The organism is Chitinophaga sp. 30R24 (genome assembly GCF_049056765.1).
Taxonomy (GTDB): domain Bacteria; phylum Bacteroidota; class Bacteroidia; order Chitinophagales; family Chitinophagaceae; genus Chitinophaga.
Genome location: NZ_JBJGXX010000012.1, coordinates 91838 through 110985 on the forward strand (window position 1 = coordinate 91838; position 19148 = coordinate 110985).

General features: G+C 41.2%; 14 protein-coding genes, 1 tRNA gene and 1 riboswitch. Of the genes, 8 read left to right on the forward strand and 7 right to left on the reverse strand.

All coding sequences use genetic code 11. The features are described 5' to 3' along the window. Positions 1–169 precede the first annotated feature (169 nt). Positions 170–3307 (reverse strand): sigma-54-dependent Fis family transcriptional regulator, encoded by a 3138-nt coding sequence (locus ACDQ55_RS18800; RefSeq protein ID WP_420983042.1) that lies wholly within the window; start codon positions 3305–3307, stop codon positions 170–172. A gap of 183 nt (positions 3308–3490) precedes the next feature. Between ACDQ55_RS18800 and ACDQ55_RS18805 the strand changes: the two genes are divergently transcribed. Next, entirely contained in the window at positions 3491–4342 is an 852-nt protein-coding gene (locus tag ACDQ55_RS18805) for a helix-turn-helix domain-containing protein (RefSeq protein WP_420983044.1), read from the forward strand. A gap of 709 nt (positions 4343–5051) precedes the next feature. On the opposite strand, the gene ACDQ55_RS18810 is transcribed toward ACDQ55_RS18805, so the two are convergent. Both ACDQ55_RS18810 and ACDQ55_RS18815 read right to left on the reverse strand, forming a co-directional pair. Next, positions 5052–5180 carry a hypothetical protein gene (locus tag ACDQ55_RS18810; protein ID WP_420983045.1) on the reverse strand — a complete coding sequence of 43 codons (129 nt, stop codon included), beginning with the start codon at positions 5178–5180 and terminating at the stop codon, positions 5052–5054. Between the two features lie 35 nt (positions 5181–5215). Beyond that, positions 5216–6037: a CRISPR-associated endoribonuclease Cas6 gene (locus ACDQ55_RS18815; protein WP_420983046.1), complete on the reverse strand. Its 822-nt coding sequence runs from the start codon at positions 6035–6037 to the stop codon at positions 5216–5218. 1020 nt (positions 6038–7057) lie between these two features. Further along, a riboswitch (cobalamin riboswitch) is annotated at positions 7058–7271 on the forward strand. Positions 7272–7440: 169 nt separating this feature from the next. Here ACDQ55_RS18815 and ACDQ55_RS18820 point away from each other — a divergent pair. Together ACDQ55_RS18820 and ACDQ55_RS18825 are read left to right on the forward strand one after the other, a co-directional pair. Next, positions 7441–8559 carry a DUF5074 domain-containing protein gene (locus ACDQ55_RS18820; protein WP_420983047.1) on the forward strand — a complete coding sequence of 373 codons (1119 nt, stop codon included), beginning with the start codon at positions 7441–7443 and terminating at the stop codon, positions 8557–8559. Between the two features lie 461 nt (positions 8560–9020). Then, entirely contained in the window at positions 9021–9863 is an 843-nt protein-coding gene (locus ACDQ55_RS18825; protein WP_420983048.1) for a YXWGXW repeat-containing protein, read from the forward strand. A gap of 195 nt (positions 9864–10058) precedes the next feature. Here the strand turns inward: ACDQ55_RS18825 and ACDQ55_RS18830 are convergent, their stop codons facing one another. Beyond that, on the reverse strand, positions 10059–11033 hold the full coding sequence (locus ACDQ55_RS18830) for a Gfo/Idh/MocA family protein (RefSeq protein WP_420983049.1): 975 nt from the start codon (positions 11031–11033) through the stop codon (positions 10059–10061). 596 nt (positions 11034–11629) lie between these two features. Between ACDQ55_RS18830 and ACDQ55_RS18835 the strand changes: the two genes are divergently transcribed. From ACDQ55_RS18835 to ACDQ55_RS18845, 3 genes are all read left to right on the forward strand, one after another. Beyond that, positions 11630–12505: an AraC family transcriptional regulator gene (locus ACDQ55_RS18835; protein ID WP_420983050.1), complete on the forward strand. Its 876-nt coding sequence runs from the start codon at positions 11630–11632 to the stop codon at positions 12503–12505. A 69-nt stretch (positions 12506–12574) separates the two neighbouring features. After that, positions 12575–13378 carry an inositol monophosphatase family protein gene (locus ACDQ55_RS18840; protein WP_420983051.1) on the forward strand — a complete coding sequence of 268 codons (804 nt, stop codon included), beginning with the start codon at positions 12575–12577 and terminating at the stop codon, positions 13376–13378. Positions 13379–13392: 14 nt separating this feature from the next. Continuing rightward, positions 13393–14025, forward strand: a complete 633-nt coding sequence (locus ACDQ55_RS18845) for an NAD(P)-dependent oxidoreductase (RefSeq protein WP_420983052.1) — start codon at positions 13393–13395, stop codon at positions 14023–14025. Between the two features lie 187 nt (positions 14026–14212). Here ACDQ55_RS18845 and ACDQ55_RS18850 read toward each other — a convergent pair. After that, positions 14213–14296 (reverse strand) — tRNA-Leu (locus ACDQ55_RS18850). A 321-nt stretch (positions 14297–14617) separates the two neighbouring features. On the opposite strand from ACDQ55_RS18850, the gene ACDQ55_RS18855 reads away from it, so the two are divergent. Together ACDQ55_RS18855 and ACDQ55_RS18860 are read left to right on the forward strand one after the other, a co-directional pair. Continuing rightward, positions 14618–15178, forward strand: a complete 561-nt coding sequence (locus ACDQ55_RS18855) for a hypothetical protein (RefSeq protein ID WP_420983054.1) — start codon at positions 14618–14620, stop codon at positions 15176–15178. Positions 15179–15180: 2 nt separating this feature from the next. Then, a complete protein-coding gene (locus tag ACDQ55_RS18860; RefSeq protein WP_420983055.1) occupies positions 15181–15738 on the forward strand; it encodes a thioredoxin family protein in 558 nt (185 codons plus the stop codon). A gap of 23 nt (positions 15739–15761) precedes the next feature. On the opposite strand, the gene ACDQ55_RS18865 is transcribed toward ACDQ55_RS18860, so the two are convergent. After that, on the reverse strand, positions 15762–16859 hold the full coding sequence (locus ACDQ55_RS18865; RefSeq protein ID WP_420983056.1) for a class I SAM-dependent methyltransferase: 1098 nt from the start codon (positions 16857–16859) through the stop codon (positions 15762–15764). Positions 16860–16933: 74 nt separating this feature from the next. After that, positions 16934–19147: an alpha-galactosidase gene (locus ACDQ55_RS18870; protein WP_420983057.1), complete on the reverse strand. Its 2214-nt coding sequence runs from the start codon at positions 19145–19147 to the stop codon at positions 16934–16936. Position 19148: the final 1 nt, after the last annotated feature.

Below are 19148 nucleotides of genomic sequence, written 5' to 3' on the forward strand. Positions count from 1 at the left end.
TGTGAGTGAGGACGGAGGCAACCTCATGCTAGTGAGAAAAGTAGCTAAAATAATTCACAACCGATCAGCTACGAGGGGAACTTTGCTGCTGTTTGCTATATGTGCGCAAACCAGCAAGACAGGAGTAACAACCACTACCGGGGCCACATGCCGGTGAGTGGTTTTCCTGTTATTTATATTTGTAGTTTTCTTCTTTTACGATGCCTAGTTTTTTGATTTTGGAATTAAGTGTAGAAGGTGGTACGCCCAATAAGGACGCAGCTCCGCCAGCACCACCGATCTGCCCTTTTGTTTTCCTTAATATGGCGATAATATAATCCCTTTCATTTTCATCGATCGTTTTAATCCTACCTTCCACCTCTCCAACAGACTGTTCCGATAGTTCGCCTGCAGAGAGGTTCATTTCACTGATTATGGTACCATTGGCTAGTAACATACTGCGTTCTAACTGGTGCTCGAGCTCTCTCACATTGCCCGGCCAATGATAAGCCTGAAGCATTTTCATTACTTTGGCAGACACTCCCTTGATTTGTTTTCCCAATTTACGGTTAAAACGTTCTACGAAGTGATTGACGAGCAAAGGAATATCTTCCGGCCTGTCTCTTAGGGGAGGCACCACCACTGGAAATACCGCTAACCTGTAATAAAGGTCGCTTCTAAAGATGCCCGCCTGTACTTCTTTTAATAAGTTTCTGTTGGTGGCCGTAATGATTCTGATATCTATTTTAATGATATTTTTACCCCCAATGCGTTCAATCTCTTTTTCCTGTATGGCTCTCAGCAATTTACCCTGCAATTCCAGCGGTAATTCTCCAATTTCGTCCAGGAACAAAGTACCATTATTTGCCAGCTCAAACTTACCGATCCGGCGCTCTATGGCTCCGGTAAAGCTACCTTTCTCATGACCGAACAACTCACTTTCAATCAGATTAGCAGGTAGCGCCGCACAGTTTACCTTTACCAGCAGTTTATCTTTCCGTTGGGAACTATTATGGATAGCTCTTGCTATCAACTCCTTACCTGTACCGGTTTCTCCCAATAGCAATACAGTACTGTCTGAAAAAGACACCTGGGAAATCAACCGGAATATCCGGTGCATTTCCACGCTTTCACCGATGATCTCTCCATAGTTGTAATTGTATTGTATTTCTTCCTGCAAATAAGTATTCTCTTCTTCCAACTGTTGCTTATACCGGTTAATTTCCGACAGCTGACTTTCTATTTTCTCATTTGCCAAAATGTTGATCATGGCAATAGAAAGCTGTGCAGCAACTCCTTTCAACAGATTTTCATCGAAAGAGCTTTCCTGATCAGCCAGCAGGATAATGGCGCCTATCGTTTGCTGTTCGTTATATAATGGTGAGATTATTACGTTCTTAGTATCCGGCGTATAATACGCCTTCAAAGATGGCAGGTCTTTCACCGTTAACCTAACGATTTGCGACGGCAAGGCTGTAAAGTTCACCTTATCCTGGATCACCGGTATCGCTGATACTGCTATACCATTCTTACTATCGGGGATTTCAGCAAACACATTGGCTGATTGTTTATCATCGCTGATACAGATCACCAAACCATGTGTAAATGAGAAAAGCTGCTTAAATGCCGCGTTGATAAACTGTACAATGTCTTTATTAGAGCGAATAGCTGCAATATCATTGCTTAGGGATAGTAACGACGTCTTTTCTTTTTCCCTTGTAATAATTTCTTCGTTTGCCAGGATATTAGCCACCGCTATAGAAATCTGATAAGAAATACCCGCTATCAGGTCGAGCTGTTCCTTACTAAAGGAATACTCATCTTCCGAAAAGAGATACAGCCCACCGATACTTTCGCTATTATTTCTTAGTACGGCGCCCACCATCCGTTTAATATTATTGCTATGCCAGAACTGAATATAGGAGGGTATTACTTCCCATTTCATCACCTCTTCAATATCCCAAACCACAGGATATTGTGATGCCAATGTTACATTATAGATACCATCCTCAATAGGCGACTCTTTAGCAGCGGCCGCAATATATTCCGGCTGCACACTCCGTTCTCTCAGAGAATAGTACAGGAATGCCTTATGGTGAAGATTATCCGGGCAAGTAACAGTGATTACAATATCATTAAAACTGATAATTTTTTTCAAGTCATTGTAAATCACATTCAACAAATCTTTTTTATTTCTGATGGAAGCAATAGCATTACTTAGCTTCAACAACCCGGCAGTTTCCCTCTCTTTTCTCTCCAGTTGTTCGTTGGCCAGCACATTCAACATAGCTATCGTAATCTGGAAACAGATTCCTCTGATCAGGTTCAATATTTCTGCCGTAAAAAAATGTTTTTCTTCAGAAAAGATCAGTAACACGCCTATATTCTTTTGTTGATTCCGCAAAGGCGCCACTACCATTTCCTTGTTTCCTATGTTGTGGTTTAACGTTACAAAAAGTGGTATATCCTTTTCTTGCACTGCCCAATCATCCAGGTCTACCACCACAGGTATATCAGTGCTTAATGCTTCCCTGAAAACAGCATTGGACACAGGCACATCTGTTTTAAGCGTTCTAACAATATCAGAATAACGGATAACCTTAGATGCATCCGACCAGATGAAAGCGTTTACCGACTGTTGCTCTTCATTGATAATACCAATGGCACTATGACGGAAAGCAAATAATTTTCTGAGTTTCTCATTAATGACTTTCAGCAGATCCTGTTTATTGCGTACAGATACGATCTCATTGCTCAGCGATAACAACAGGTCTTTTTGCGCTTCCTGACGTTTTACCTTTTCTTCTGACAGGATATTAACGACTGCAATTGATACCTGGTAAGAGATTTCTTTAAATAATTCCAGATTGTTATGCAGGACAGCTTGTGCCTGTTCTGTAGCGATAAATAACCCTCCTATGAAATCATTGCCATTACGCAATGCCATACCGATCAGTTCTTTAATGCCTGCTTCCTGATAAAAGCTCGCATAGCCGGGCGCATCTGCCTGCTTCAATAGCTCGCTGACTTTAAATATAACAGGATCATCTGATTGTTTTATAGTGGAATAAACCAGATCATTAAGAGGATAATGATGGGTGACTGCATGTTTAAAAGCAGCGTGCTGCCTTCTTTTGGGCTCACTATACTGTATAAAGTTGGTACGTGTTTTCCTGTCTTCACCAATAACAGAAATAGCCAGATCGTTGAAGGAAAATAGCTTTTTCATTAATAGCTTGACCACCTGCAAAAAGCCTTCCCTATTATGTACTTCCGCCAAACGACGGCTCAGCGACAACAGTATCTCACTTTCTTTGCCGGTTTCCATACTAAAAAGTATCTTATTTAAAGATACGAAAACAAACAGCGAAATATCGTATTCCCCATCGCCAATCAGCGAAATATCGTGTTAAAAAAAACACCCCATCTACCCCAATCAACTATAAATCAATAAACTATAATGTGGCACCAAAATAGAATTAGACGGGATGCCACCATACAACACTATAAGATGGAAAACACAACAACAAAAAACAGCACCACTCGCCAGCTATCTCAGCTACAACTAAACGGAGACATCGTGATGGAGTATTTCACTGATGATAACGCTCCAGCCGGCTATGAGCTACTGAAAGACCATCTCCTTTTGTTTGTGCTAAAAGGTAGCTGTACCATCCAACACGGTAGCCAACAATACGCAGTAGGTACCCAGCAAATGATATTACTCAAAAAGAATATCAACATTACCTACCACTTCCCAGAAGTGCCAGTAGCGTACATCAGCTTCCGGATAAAGGACTCCCTGCTGCATGAAATAAGCCGGGACCTGGCATTACCACCAGCAACACAGGAGGAAGAACAACCTATTATTATTACTCCGACCTGTAAACACCTTAGTGCTTACCTGGAATCATTGAAACATCATTTCCTTGATCCAGCCTCTACCCCACAAGCCCTCATCCGGCTGAAACTTATGGAACTCATGTACCTCCTGAACCAAGGAGATCAACATATACTGAAACAATTACTGCAATATAAAACACCTTTCCAATCAGACATTTCCTCTGTAGTAGAAGAAAATATCACTACACCACTCTCTTTGCAAGAACTGGCCCGCAAAGCAGGCAGAAGCCTATCCAGTTTTAAAAGGGATTTCAAATCTATCTACAACCAAACTCCCTCTCAATGGATACGGGAGAAAAAACTTGAAAAAGCCAAAGAACTCATCATCGGCACAGCGATGTCTGTCACTGATATTTGCAATACTCTCGGCTTCGAGAATATTTCGCACTTCTCCAGGTTGTTTAAAACATATCACGGTGCGAGTCCATCGAAGTATAAAGAAGTAGCAATAGCGGCGTGATGGAACAGTGATGTTTGGAAGCAGATTTAAACACGATACCGGAGCTATGTGTGATTCTTTTAAGTATTATAAATCTTGCCAGGATTTCTGTGTGTATTCAGTTATTGCAAATCCTCTAAAATAGGATTAAAGTTCCAGAGATATCTGTTATCTCAGGAATGCTATTACTATTTCATATACGGTAAAAATTTACCTGGAACCAAAATAATAATAACAATTTTAATTCCTATTCCTATATGAATATGATACGATTAAAACAGGAGCTGTTATTTCGTCCTTATGCAAAGAAATCTTATTTCAATTCTTATATGATACAAATTAAAACGCTTGACTGCGTAGTGGGCATTTACCAGCAAACAAAATTTCAATTCCTCCATGATACAACTAAAACTATTCATTTCACAACGTTTACGAAGTCTCTTCTTCATTTTAATTCCTCCACGATGCAATTAAACCTTATTTTGGTATTGAAACTTCTATTTGAGACGTTGTATTTCAATTCTTCCATGAGACGGTTAAAACTAAGGGACTTGCGAGATGTTGTTAGTTTTGTTTGCCTATTTCAATTCCTCCATGATACGATTAAAACGTAGTAGTACACGGCAGGCAGCGTGGGGTGCTTTTTAAATACAGCATCACGCCACAATCAACTTTCCGTCTTCCGGATGCTTTTCCCTTGTAAATCCCCAACAATAAAGGGCTTCATCATTCATGAAAAGCCGGCCTTTTCCTGTTGTACCCGTAATAAAATGTGTAGTAGTCCCTCTTTGGGCTTCAGATTCAGGGAACGGAACCGGGGATCGATCGTGGTAATAAAGTCGGATATAGATTTTATCATTGCTACCTTACTTGAATTTTAATAAAATGGAGGTCTCAAACAGCAACAGGGTTTACTACTTCTACTGCGCCTAAACATTGACTATTGTAAATACCGGCGCCACTATTTATTAACAACTCCAGGGCATCTGTTGTACCCTTTACTTTCATATGAAAATTAACAAATCCACGGATCTTCGTCTCCTCACGTGTACCTGCTTTTATAGCAATCAGGCGCGATCTTGGCGGAGCTGCCAATATCACGGCTTCCACATAAGCATCCTTAAAAGCCCGACCGGCCAGCTCCTCTCCATATAAACTGGTATACTTTGCTTGCCAATTCTGAAGTATCAGCGAGTTAAATGCTTCATGCCCAGGAGCAATAAAATCATAATACCCTTTCAAATTCTTCAATCCTGTTACTACTGGAGAAATAGGGCGTAATAACAATTCATGCAAAGCAGTAGGATCATCATCCACATCTAATGCAATAACTGGTAACACCCGTACATCTGCCACCTTAAAAACACAGCGGCTATGCCGGTCTGCGATCTCTAACCTTTGATGGAAGAACAACCCTCTTATAAATTTCTCTGCAGCAGTAGGTAAATGAAAAAACACTACCACTCTGGCTTCATCTGACAATAAATTCAACCGGTCGCCTACTATTTTAAAGGGTGTTTTTATGTCTGACGCGGTAAATAATTTAAATCTTTTCATTGACTCGGCTTGCCCATATCCTTGTTGACACAAAAAAGTAGCATACTCCTTGTCGGCGCTGTATAATATCTTATATATGGCGGCAGACAGATAATAAGGATAATTAACGGGTATACAGGCTCCTTTTTCGGCCGTTTTTAATGTTAATTGCAATTTCATGATGTTATTTACATAAGATGAGATTGGGATAACTATATACCATACACGTAGTTTTATTCGGGGGTACTATAATTAAGCAAAAAATTTGTGCCTTGATAATTACATATGATGCATATGTGTTTTTATCGTATTGTATTTTCAATACCCCAGATTAAAACTATTCTGTATCAGATATACGTTTCAATTCCTATATGGTACGATTAAAAATTGCCTTTACAGCCAAACAAAAAACCTAAATTTCAATTCCTCCTGGTTCAATTAAAATACTTTTCATAGCGCTTTCAAAAGACATATCAATTACTACTCAATAATTTCAATTACTAAATGCTAAAGAACATTCACCTTAATTTCTTCAAAGGACGATAGCATTATAAAAATTTTGCATCAATAACCTCTTATTTTTCCTGCGATTCAAAACAAAGAATCCATGATTTAACGGGCTTCCTATAATCACCCCGATAACTCTCACTTTTCTATCAGTGCTCAATACCATAAATTGAATAATATACATGACTCCACATAGCCACACAACTACATTAGCAACCCTTGTTTAAAAACTCAAAATTGCTAAGTCAGGGACGGTAGCATCTATAATCATCGGGATACTCGCATAGTAGTTGGTCCAATTCTCCAACTGAAAAAGAGCACTGGTCAATTGATTCAACATGACGTTTGCCGTGTATGATATCTTGAATGAATACAAGATATATACTTAAATTACTTTCCATCATTTTTTATGTTAAAGAAAGACAATAGTTACACTTCATTATTTATCACCTCAATGCTCCCATCCAAAAAAAATCCTAATGATTGAAATATTTTTTTCAGTCGCTCCCGACCTAAGGATAATCATCCCTCAGTATAAAGGAACCGTTCCTTCTCCTAAGTACTATTCCCCTCCAAAAAAATTTCTTTCACCTTACCGCCCATACGTAAATACCCTGCTATCCGCCTTCGGTACAGCAAAGCCACTACCTTATATTTTCAACTATCATTTTGGATATTATATTTTCTTGATGTACGTTTGTACCCGCAATTGGTTCCGCCCCGCGGCGGATTAAAAGGGAATCCGGTGCAATACCGGAGCTATCCCCGTAGCTGTGATCCTGCATTTATCTTATGATAAATCGTTTTTCCGGAAGATACTCCATACCACTGCTGGCCACCTGGCCAGCGGGAAGGTTCCCGGAAAAGCAGGAAAGCCAGAAGACCTGCCAGCTGTAATTTGCTATTCAGCGCTTTCGGGTGAAATGCACTGAATATAGGCCTACCAGGCACTTTAATTTATATGGTCATTTGCCTATTTGTGTATCCATGCCGGATAATACTGGCATTGTTAGGCACTTTTCTGACGTATAGCCAGAAAGGGGATTGCTATGTGTTCTCACTAATAAAAAATAAAAATGAAAAAACAGCTATTATCCATTTTAACTGTAACAGTCGCCCTGTTTTTCGCTTCCTGTAAAAAGGACGATACCTTACCCCAAAACCTCAACGGAAACGGTAAATCCAGCGATAAGCCACCGATGGTAACCGGAAAATATGCCAACGGCTTTTTCATTGCCAACGAAGGCTGGTTTGGCCATGGTACCGGCGACCTTAACTTCTATTCCTATAGCGGCGACAGCCTGGTGATGAACATTTACCAGTTAGAAAACCCAACAAACGGATTAGGCGGGCCTTCTAATACGCTCCAATATGCTACTATCTTTAACGGCAAGCTATACATCGTTGTAAAGGCAGGCGGTCCATTGGTAGTAACTGATGCCGGCACTCTCGTAGAAACTGGCCGTATCACTGCCTTGCCTGGCAATGACGGACATGCCTTTGTAGGGATAGACGCTACGCATGGGCTGTTAAGCGCTAAAGACGGCGTATATCCTATAGACCTTACTTCCTTTACCGTAGGTACTAAAATAACCGGTGTATCTGGCTATACAGGCGACATGTTGAAAGCCGGCAGCAACGTTTATGTATTATCTCAAACAGATGGCATCGTTGCGCTGAACAGCAGTACATATGCAGTGGTCAATAAATTTGGCGCTGCTAACCTTGCCTTTGCTGCCGGTAAAGATGGAGGCGTATATGCCACCACCTCCGACTCGCTGATCCGTATAGATACAGCTACTCAGGCCCGTACGGCTGTAAAACTGCCTTTCACTGTACCTTCTCCTTGGGGCGCATGGCGGCATGCGGCTATCACAGCTTCCACACAGGAAAATGCCATTTATATTGTACGCAACAACAGCTTCGCCGGCGGCACACAATTGTACCGTTATATCATCGGCGATCCTACCTCCCTGTCCACACCTTTTATCACCTTGCCTTCTGGTCAGTACTTCTATGGTGCCGGCGCAGCATATAATAAAGATAAAAATGAACTGGTGCTCACCACTATTAACGGTTCCTTTACGGGTGATACTAACAGGGTGCTGATCTACGACGCTACTACTGCTACACTCAAAAAAACACTTACCTATATAGGCTGGTATTTCCCGGCAATGCCTGTATTCCAGCAATAAATGCAGAAATTAAGCATCAAGCAAAACCTAAAAGAGCCTGTATCAAAATAGATACAGACTCTTTTTTATTTATCAGCGATAACAAAACCCATTGCAAACAACATGCTGGTAACTCAATAAAATTTCTTCCATTGAACATATATAATTATAATGCAGAAGATCCCCCAGCATATAAGAAACACAATAGTTTTACTTTATTGGATAAGCTAGCCATTTGAACTGATTCAGGATATATCGGTATATCCATTTTACTCAAACTAACCGCTTTTGCTGCGCCCTCATTTCTACCTCCAATTGATAAATCCGTTATAAAAAACACCTCCACATCAAAGATTTATTATACACAAAATCCCAATGCTAGCGATACTACCAGGGAATACCCACCTCTTCAACAGTTAAACTTTAACACAAATAAATGGTCAGAAACTTAGGTATTAAGTTCATTTAAATGATTAAATGCCATGAAAAAGATAATGATTTCTATCCTGCTACTGGTAGCAGCCTGTGCTACAGGATTAACAACACACGCACAGGTAAACGTAGGGGTCGGGCTATCCGTTGGTATAGCTCCTCCAGCACTACCAGTTTACACGCAACCGGTTTGTCCGGGTGATGGGTACATATGGACACCCGGCTATTGGTCTTATGGTCCCAATGGGTATTATTGGATAGCTGGCACATGGGTACTACCCCCACAGCCAGGCTTTCTCTGGACACCGGGTTACTGGGCATTCTCCAATGGTAGATATAACTGGAACCGCGGTTATTGGGGAAGAAGCGTGGGTTATTACGGCGGTGTGAATTATGGTTATGGTTACAATGGCCACGGATTTACAGGTGGTAGATGGGAAGGAAACAAGTTTCATTACAACACAGCTGTAGCTAACGTGAATCGTAATGTTATTCATAACACTTATACGGACGCATCAGCCATTAACAGAGGCGGCAACCGAAACAGTTTCGGAGGAGCAGGCAGACCTGGTCAGACTAGGCCTAACAATGGACCAGGAAATAACCGTATTATGGCTACATCCGTAGAACGTGCTCCACGACACACTAATAATATGCAGCCTAATAATATGCAGCGGCCACAAAATATGAATACGCCACGACCACAAAACAATATGCCTCACGGCAATATGAACCAAGGTGGTATGCCTCATGGAGGAGGCAATATGATCCATGAAGCTCATGAAGGCAATATGAACCACGGCGGTGGCGGTGGCGGCATGAATCACGGCGGTGGCGGTGGTAACCATGGAGGTGGCGGAGGCCACGGAGGTGGTGGTGGAAGACACCGGTAAAATTTATTTTCTATATTGTTTTTGTACAAAGTAGCCGGAAATTACCGGCTACTTTGTTGTATTCCCCCTTCGTTACTTGATAGACTACATTTAATGCACAACTAATTTTTTGGAGCGGCACATAAAGCAGAGCCATTCCTCAAATGATAGCCTCAACCGCTTTGTTTTCCCCCAGCTGTTGTTTCAATTAATATATCAAAAGATGACTCTGTCCTTTTTAGTAAAACTATCCATCAGCTGCATAGATAGTATGGCCTGTTCTGCCGAACATGGATTTGGGCCTTCCCCTAAAAAATAAGCGGTTACCTGTTCTATCATCGGCTGCTGCACGTGTTGCAGAGGGTCAAAAGCAAATACTTCCTCCTTGCCATTTTTGCTAAGTGTAAATGCATGTCCAAATACCGGGAAGCTTATCTTGCCTAAAGATCCTGTTATTTCACAAATATCAGATTTCTCCGCTGCAGCAACGGAGAAGCACCAGATGCCGTTAAAAACAACCCCATTCTCAAATAGTACATTCCCTGCCACCAGGTCATCTGCTGCGTACATTTTTGCCTGATTCCTGGCTATTCCGGTAGCGCTCCTCGCCTTTCCAAAAAAATAAATCATGAGGTCAAGCTGATGGGGAGCCAGATCATGAAACAATCCTCCTCCCGATATGGCGGGATTCACTCGCCAATTGCCTTCCGATGGTACAGACGGTTGCAACATTTGCAGCGATACGAAACGGACGTCACCAATAACATTATTCAACAGCAGTTCTTTAATTTTCAGGAACATGGGTTGCGCTCTGCGATAGTGGGCTACACTTAACTTAACATTGCTGCGGATGGCCGCATTCTGCATCCGGTATGCCGCATCTGCATTTAATGTCATAGGCTTCTCTACATAAACCGGTTTTCCCGCCAATAAAGACAACAACGTATACTCCTCATGCTGCAATGGTGGCGTGGCGATATACACCGCATTTACTTCCGGGTCATTAATCAGCTGGGCGGCGTTATCATACCATTTGGGTACACCATGCCTGAAGGCATAATCCTTGGCTTTGGCGGCATCTCTGCGCATAACTGCTACAAGGGACGAGTTGGGCACCTTATTAAAAGCAGGCCCGCTTTTAACTTCTGTTACATCTCCGCAACCAATGATACCCCATTTAATGTTTTTCATATATTATCGTCAGATTTTAATCATCTTGCCCACCTCCGTTACACCAGAATATTTGCCTGAAATATGTGCATGCTTACGTTGGCAGCAGTACTTGGTTTTGTTGTTTTTACGGCTACAGGCTACCGTCAGTAACGGCTATTACAGCTATGGTAGCACATTTCAGGAAACTACGTTTAGTTTAGACAGTAAGATAAGCATTTCAGAAAGTTAGTGCAAGCAACAGTATCTGATTACGTAATTTTAACCCAATGATAATGGCTAACCATATGTAATGATCTTTATTGTACCCGGTAAAATGAAAAACGGTGCCGGTAAGATTTATAATATCCGGATAAACCTGTTCATGAAATTTCTTTATTTTCCAGGCAAATTTATTGGCATTGGTATACCTTTACTATCTGTATATATAGCGATGAAAAATTATAACAAGAATTGTCAGTGCTGAAGGTGATGCAAAACCAGAAATTAAATCACAGGAAAAGGATGATTTAAGTTTCATAAGTCAATGTGATCCATCGATTCGACAGGGTAAATTTTGGACGTCTTCTTATCGACTTTTACTGCGAATGATCAAAGTACAGATTAAAACTTCTCTTATGAAAAACAAACAAAGCGCGATTCAACAATACGGGCTAACGACTTTTGCCAAAGCCGGTGTAGCCATCATGAATTTAAATAACAAAGAAGACAAAGAAGAACATGACATTCACGCACCACATCGTGATAACCATTATCTATTAATGTTTGCAACCAGTGGTACTTTGAGAATTAATATTGACTTCAAGGAGAAAGCGATTACTACCCCTTCGATGCTGATCATATTTCCTGGTCAGGTGCATTCCATGGTTAATTATAATTCCTTGCAAGGATGGGCGCTCAGTTTTGATCCGTCATTAATGGACGAAGACATGCATTTCTTTTACGAGAAAGCTGTGCCCTGCCCCTTAGTATTAAATGTAGAAACAGCTTTCTACCAGCAAATGGTAACCCTGATGGCACTGATCGAGCAAATGCTTTCCGGCATTCCGAACAGGTTTACCAGCAGATCTGTCCATAACCTTCTTGCTGCTATCATTAGCACTATCGCCGGAGAAGTAAGCTTACCAGACCATGATGACAAAATGAAGGAAAACCGCGGAGCGATCATTGAACAAGGTTTCAGCCAGTTACTCAGAAAGCATTATAAAGAATGGAAACAACCGGCACGCTATGCCTCAGCACTATCAATTACGGTAACGCACCTAAACGATACTGTAAAAAAAATAACAGGAAGACCGATATCTTTACATATACAACAACGCTCTATACTGGAAGCAAAGCGGCTGCTTTATTTAACCGAGTTAAGTGTTAAAGAAATAAGCTATGAGCTTGGTTACGACGACCCAGTCTATTTTGGCAAATTATTTAGAAAAACCACCGGTAACAGCCCCAAGCAATTCCGGCAACAATTCCGAGAGCAATTCCGTGATTAGGACTATTATTTCAGTTTTAAGACCTACTTCTGATCTTTTACCATCACCTACTTTTGTATTAAAAAAAAGATGCAAAAAGAAATTGATATCCCAGTCATTTTAGATGCGGTGAAAAAGGTAGGAGATTTATTTCTTCATAACTATAAAACAAATAATATCCCTCAGACTAAATCTGAGCTACTACAGCAATTAGATAATATCGACGAACGCTGTTTGGAATCCTTAAAGTCGGATCTGGATGTACATTATCCGGAAATCCCGTTCAGAGGCAATGAATTTGACTATGAGGAACAAAGTAAAGCCATTGATATAACTGAATACTGGTTATGCGACTTTATGGATGGCGCCATTCAATACTTGCAGCATATAGCGGGCTGGACAATCAATCTTGTTTTAGTACGTAACGGCCAGCCATATTTCTCGGTAATTTATGATCCTATGGCAAATGAAATGTTTTGGGCCCTGGCCGGTAACGGTGCATTTATGAACGGACATAAAATAAAACCTAGTCCCAAAAAGGATAATAGCGTAATGATAGCCGTATTTGAATACGGCCACCAGGAAAGCGGACTGGAAGAATTGTACCAGAAAACAGGGGCCGCTGTAACTAACCTGCTCCGTAATTTTGGTGTTGTCAGAAACTATGGTCCACATGGCCTACAACTGGCCTATGTGGGAGCTGGCAGAATTGATGTATTCTACCAGGAAGGACAAGACGCTTACAACTGGCTGGCGGGGATTCTGATAGCGAAGGAAGCTGGCGCAGATGTAACAACAACAAATGGTAAACCCTGGACTTGGGGCGATGACAGCCTGATGGTAACATCTCCTGGAACAGGTAAGTCTTTTATTCAGGCAAAATCAAACTCATAATTAACAAAATAATCATGAATATTACAATTATAGGAGCCTCTGCCGGCGTTGGCTTAATTACGGTAACAAAAGCGCTGGCAAAAGGCCATCATGTCACGGCACTTTCGAGAAATACTGCTACCATACCTGACCATCCTTTATTAAAAAAAATCGACGGTAGCTCAACCTCTTCTGAAGATCTAAAAAACGCGGTTCAAGGAGCAGATGCAATCATTATAACGATTGGAACTAAACAGAAAAAAGGAACTACCTTATTCTCTGATACTGCCAAAGCCCTCATCAAAATTACCGACGCTTCATTAAGGACCAAGCCAGTTTTAGTGGTATCTGGATTTGGAACAGGCGATAGCAGCCCTTATTTAAGCTTCTTTATGCGCACTGTAATCCGGCTTTTCCTTAAAGATCAATATGAAGATAAAACCAAGATGGAAATACTTCTGGCCGGTAGTCCGTTAAAATGGGAAATCGTACGTCCGGGAATCTTAAGTGATGGCCCAGCAACAGATAATTATGAAGTAATAAACACCTTATATAAGGGCATGAAAATAGGTAAGATATCTAGAAATGACGTTGCGGATTTCTTATTAAGGGAAGCCGAAAACCCAAAGATGCTGCACCAATATCCCGCTCTAAATACTAAAAAGTAAATACTGCGTATCCAAAGTGAGGCCACACTGTTTTAATCCCAGGCCATTTTTAATTACTGTAAAGACAAGGCCAGAAGCAATTATTCAGGCTTTGTCTTTATAATTATTTGGCCCTGTAGACAGTGAAAAATTGACACCTTATTAAATTAAAAAAGCCTGTAAGTCGTTGACTTACAGGCTTTTAATGTGCCCAGAACAGGAATCGAACCTGCACTCCCTTTCGAAAACAAGATTTTGAGTCTAGCGCGTCTACCAATTCCGCCATCTGGGCAATCTTTCTAAGAACATCTCCGCGTCTGAAGCGGGGTGCAAATATATAAATCTTTCTTCAACTTGCAACAAAATTTTCTATTTACAGAAAAAAAATTGTTGCAAGTTGAAACACCGAAAGGATAAACACAGCTCCCCTAAAAGCGACTAAGCAGTGAAGCGTACATCATAATTGCTAAAGACCGCGTAAGATTTCCCATATTATTCGTAACCTTTAAATACTTTTGCAGGGGGCTTATTAGCCCACTTTATATTTAAGCTTTATCATGTATTTATGCTAGATACCAATGTAATAACTGCGACGGCAACAATAAGCGAACTTTTGAAGCAAAACCCGCTCTTTGTATTCGCCCTGGAATCTGAAGCAATAGGTGAGTTTGAAGAACTCGACCCTCTTTTTGTAGGCATCGGGAAAGTAAACGCAGCTTATCACCTTACCAAAAGAATCTCCGTACAGCAACCAGGAGTAATCATTAATCTTGGATCAGCAGGCAGCAATAAATACCAACAGGGCGAAGTTATTTGCTGTACCCAATTCGTTCAAAGAGATATGGACGTAACGCCATTAGGATTCGCCAAATATGAAACCCCTTTGTCGGGCCAAGCGCCACTGCTGCAATACGGGCTAAAGGTACCCGGCCTCCAGGAAGGTACCTGTGGTACTGGCGACAGTTTTGAAATAGGTCATATTACCTCAGATTACGATGTAATTGACATGGAAGCTTATCCCCTGGCCTGGATTGCCAAAGAGGAAAATATCCCTTTCATCTGCCTGAAATATATTTCAGATGGCGCCGATGGCAAAGCTGCGGAAGACTGGCAAGTAGCGGTACATCTGGCAGCAGCGGCACTGAAACAAATCATCAACAAATTATCTGAATAACCATGGACTTTACAGCATACCTAAAGCACTTTGAAGCAATCATTCACCATCCGGCTCCGGAAAAACCCTATGATAACCCAGACTATCTTAATTATACCAAGCTAAACTGGTCGAGGATGCACCGGTGGCTAAAACAAGGCGTTTTAACCACTGCCATGAAAGATGCGGTACTAGCCATTTTCAGCCCTCAGCAGTGGATCGTTATCACCGAACCCTGGTGTGGCGACGCCTCGCATGCTATCCCTTTCTTCCAAATGATGAAAGAAGAAAACCCATTCATCAACATTAGTTACGAATTACGCGATACATCCCCTTTCCTCATCAATGACTACCTTACCAATGGCAGCAAATCCATTCCCAAACTGATTATCAGAGATGAAAAAGGACAAGACCGGGCTACCTGGGGACCCAGACCAGCAGCCTGCCAGGAATTGTATAATCACCTCACTGCCACAAAAACAGACTTCGAAACACTAAAAACAGCGCTACAAAAATGGTATAACAACGACAAAGGTATTAGTATGCAAGAGGAATTACTGGCCCTGCTGCAAAGTATTTAGAACAAGGCTTTCAAGCAAACATATCAGCGCATATCAGGTTGCAATCCTTGGAGACTTATTTCAGGCAAACCCTTAGACTGGATCAGCACTTTATATCTATTCCCCATGTCAAATAACAACGTCCGGGATACAAACGATTCCTCCATGGCCATTTGTAATATATCCTTTCCCTGTTGCAGGTTGGCTTCTCTTATAAGTTCGCGGAAGCCCAGTGATAATAAAAAAGAAGCCTGTGAAGTAATTCCGCAAGTGTTTAATCCTGCCTGTGCACCCCAATGCATCAAAGCGCTGAAGTTAATATGGGCAGTAATATCCTGTTCACCGATATGAAAGAAGGGGTCATCCATAACCTGGTGTTTATAGTAACAAACAACAGTTCCACAATCTCTGTGTGGTTTATAAAGCGCTTTAGATACATCCCCATAATCAATAGTAATTACAAATCCCTTTTTTAGTCGTTCCGCTATGCTTTTGATCCAACTGACTGCTTCAAGGTTTACTTCTGTCCGGTATCCTTTCGGCAAATCGACTTGCAGCTCATTAAAGTAGTTAATCAGCTCCGATGTTGCGGGCTGTAATATTTCTCTGAATCCTTCCCTGTAATCCACGAATACCTCCATCAGCTGATCTTCCATTATTACCTGATGTACGGGTAAATTATCAATCAGTTCATTTGAAAATACACAATCTATTTCCTGTGGTATACCATCTATGCTATCATACCAGCTAACCTTCTCTGTCAGATGCTCCTTTTCTTTCTTTCGCATGAAGGAACTTTTTTCAATAATACAATAGCGAAGATGGCTATACAATAAGGGATTCTTTTTAAGCTGATCCAGTATGTCATGACAAAGCATACCTGTACCGGCGCCATATTCCACAATGGTAAATTCTTTTTCACCGAGGAAATGCCACATTTCTTCTATCTGTCTGGCAATCGCAGCGCCGAAAGAGCTGCTAAGTGTACTGCTGGTATAGAAGTCTCCTTCCTTACCAATCTTTTCACGATCGGAAGTATAATATCCCTGATTGGGATAATAGAGGCACATATCCATAAAGTCACGGAAGGAGATACGTCCTGCTGCTTTGATTTTATCAATAATGATGTCTGTTAATGCCATATCGTTTAACTAACAAGCATCGCCTGGGAATAGTTTAATGACGATGTCATGCTGATAAAGCATAGCAGCAATTGCTAATGTACCTCATTTACCTCCAGTACCACGCTTGGCCGCTCTGCATTTACATCCGGATTAAAACCTGCCTTCATCAGAAAATCACCGCTGTAAACTTTAAGGGCATCAATCGTGGATACTGTTCCTGGATATAGGTTCACCTCCTTTATGGTATATTTTTTAACTGGGTCCAACCCCTTTAAAAGCACAGGCATTTTACTACCTTCATTGTACCGGTTGTTAACGAGGTAATTAAAAATAACTGCTGATGACTGGTCTTCATTAACATACAACACTGATGCTATACTCCCTGCCCGGGGATCAGACAAACGATACTGATCTCCCTGCCAGATCTTCGGTTTAATAGCATTATAGGTTTTTATTGCTTCCTTACAAAACTGAAGATCATGGTCGCTCAATCTACTTACTACAATATCAAAACCTAATTTGCCCATCATAGCAACATCTGTGCGGAATTTAAGAGACTGTTTGCCCCAATCAGTTACATGGTTGGAACTGGTGATGGCAGGATAGAAATACGAATATTCCCACTGTATAAATATGCGCTCCAGCGGATCGGTATTATCACTTGGCCAAAACTCAGTGAAGTACTGTAAGGCGGCATAATCTACCCTACCACCTCCACCAGAACACAACATCATTGGCACTTTTGGATATTTAGCACGGATGCTTTCCAATACCTTGTATAGTCCTCTCATGTATTCTATATAGAAATGCGATTGATTTTTTAAATGAGCGGAGTAAGCATTATAAATAACAGCATTACAATCCCATTTAATATAGGCCAGATCCGGGTTTTTCGTCAACAGGCCGTCAATAGTACCATAAATAAATTCCTGTACTTGCGGATTGCTTACATCCAGCACCAGCTGGTTCCTGAAATAATATTCTTCTCTTCCGGGTTGCTTAATTACCCAGTCGGGATGTTTTTCATATAATTCGCTTTTGGGATTCACCATTTCGGGCTCAAGCCAAATACCGAACTTCACACCATTATTGTTAGCTTCCTTTACGAGAGAAGCAATACCATTAGGTAATTTTTGTTTATTCTCCTGCCAATCGCCCAAACCCGCATGATCATCATTGCGGGGATATTTGTTAGCAAACCATCCATCATCCAGCAGGAACATGTCCACACCTAGTTTCTTCGTATCTTTTAAAAGCGCCGCCAGTTTATTTTCATTAAAATCAAAATAGGTGGATTCCCAGTTATTTAATAATGTAAGTCTGTTTCCTTTGCCGGCCAGCAATTGATAATTTCTTGCCCACTGATGCAGCTTTCTGCTGGCATTTCCTTTGCCCGTAAAGGATAAGGTATATAAGAATGCAGGAGTAGTAAAGACTTCGTTGGGTTTCAGGGTATATGCAGATGAATAATTATTAATCCCTGAAATAATCTTCAGGTTATTCTGATAATCCAGCTCCAGGTCTGTCCTAAAATTGCCACTGTACTCCAACGCACCGTATAACACAGTGCCTTCATCTTCTGAGGCCGGCTTATCCAGTGAAATCATGAACACTGATGGCTGAAAGAGATTGGTACGGGTACCAAGCTTACTATCTAATGTTTTGATGCCATGGGTGAGCCTTGATTCTTCCGGCTGCATTTCTTTTGCCCAATCACCATGGTACTGGTTTAACCAATAGCTGCCCGCTTTTAAATACAGATTGGCAGAAGCAAATTTTTGCAGGATAACGGCTCCTTTTTCCTTATTTTCAATGACACTCCATTGCTCCAGCACATCTTCCCGGAAATAAGATTTATAGTATAATGTTACCAGAAAATTGTATACGGGATCTTTCAGTACCACGCTGAATAAAGATACATCATCGTTCACCTGGGTAATAGTATGACTAACATACCGCAGGTCCAGTGAATTGTTACCATCCGCATGTGTTACCGTGATGGCTGGCTCCAGTAGGTTTCTGGATCCTGAAGGCGTATAGGCGGCATTGAGTATTCCGGTATAATCGGTGCCCTGTTTATAAAGCTCCGGGATATTATTGTATTCTGCCTGGTCGAGCAATTTTTTTCCAAAATAAATCGTACTCAGGTTTTTATTCCCGTCTACCTGTAATACCAGGGCATTATGCTGAGATACTATCGGAATATTGATATTCTGCGCTTGAAGCTCCATTGCAGGTAACAGCAGGTTGCTGTATAACCCGGAGAAAAAAATAAAGCAGGCGCCTGTGGATATCTTAAATTTCATT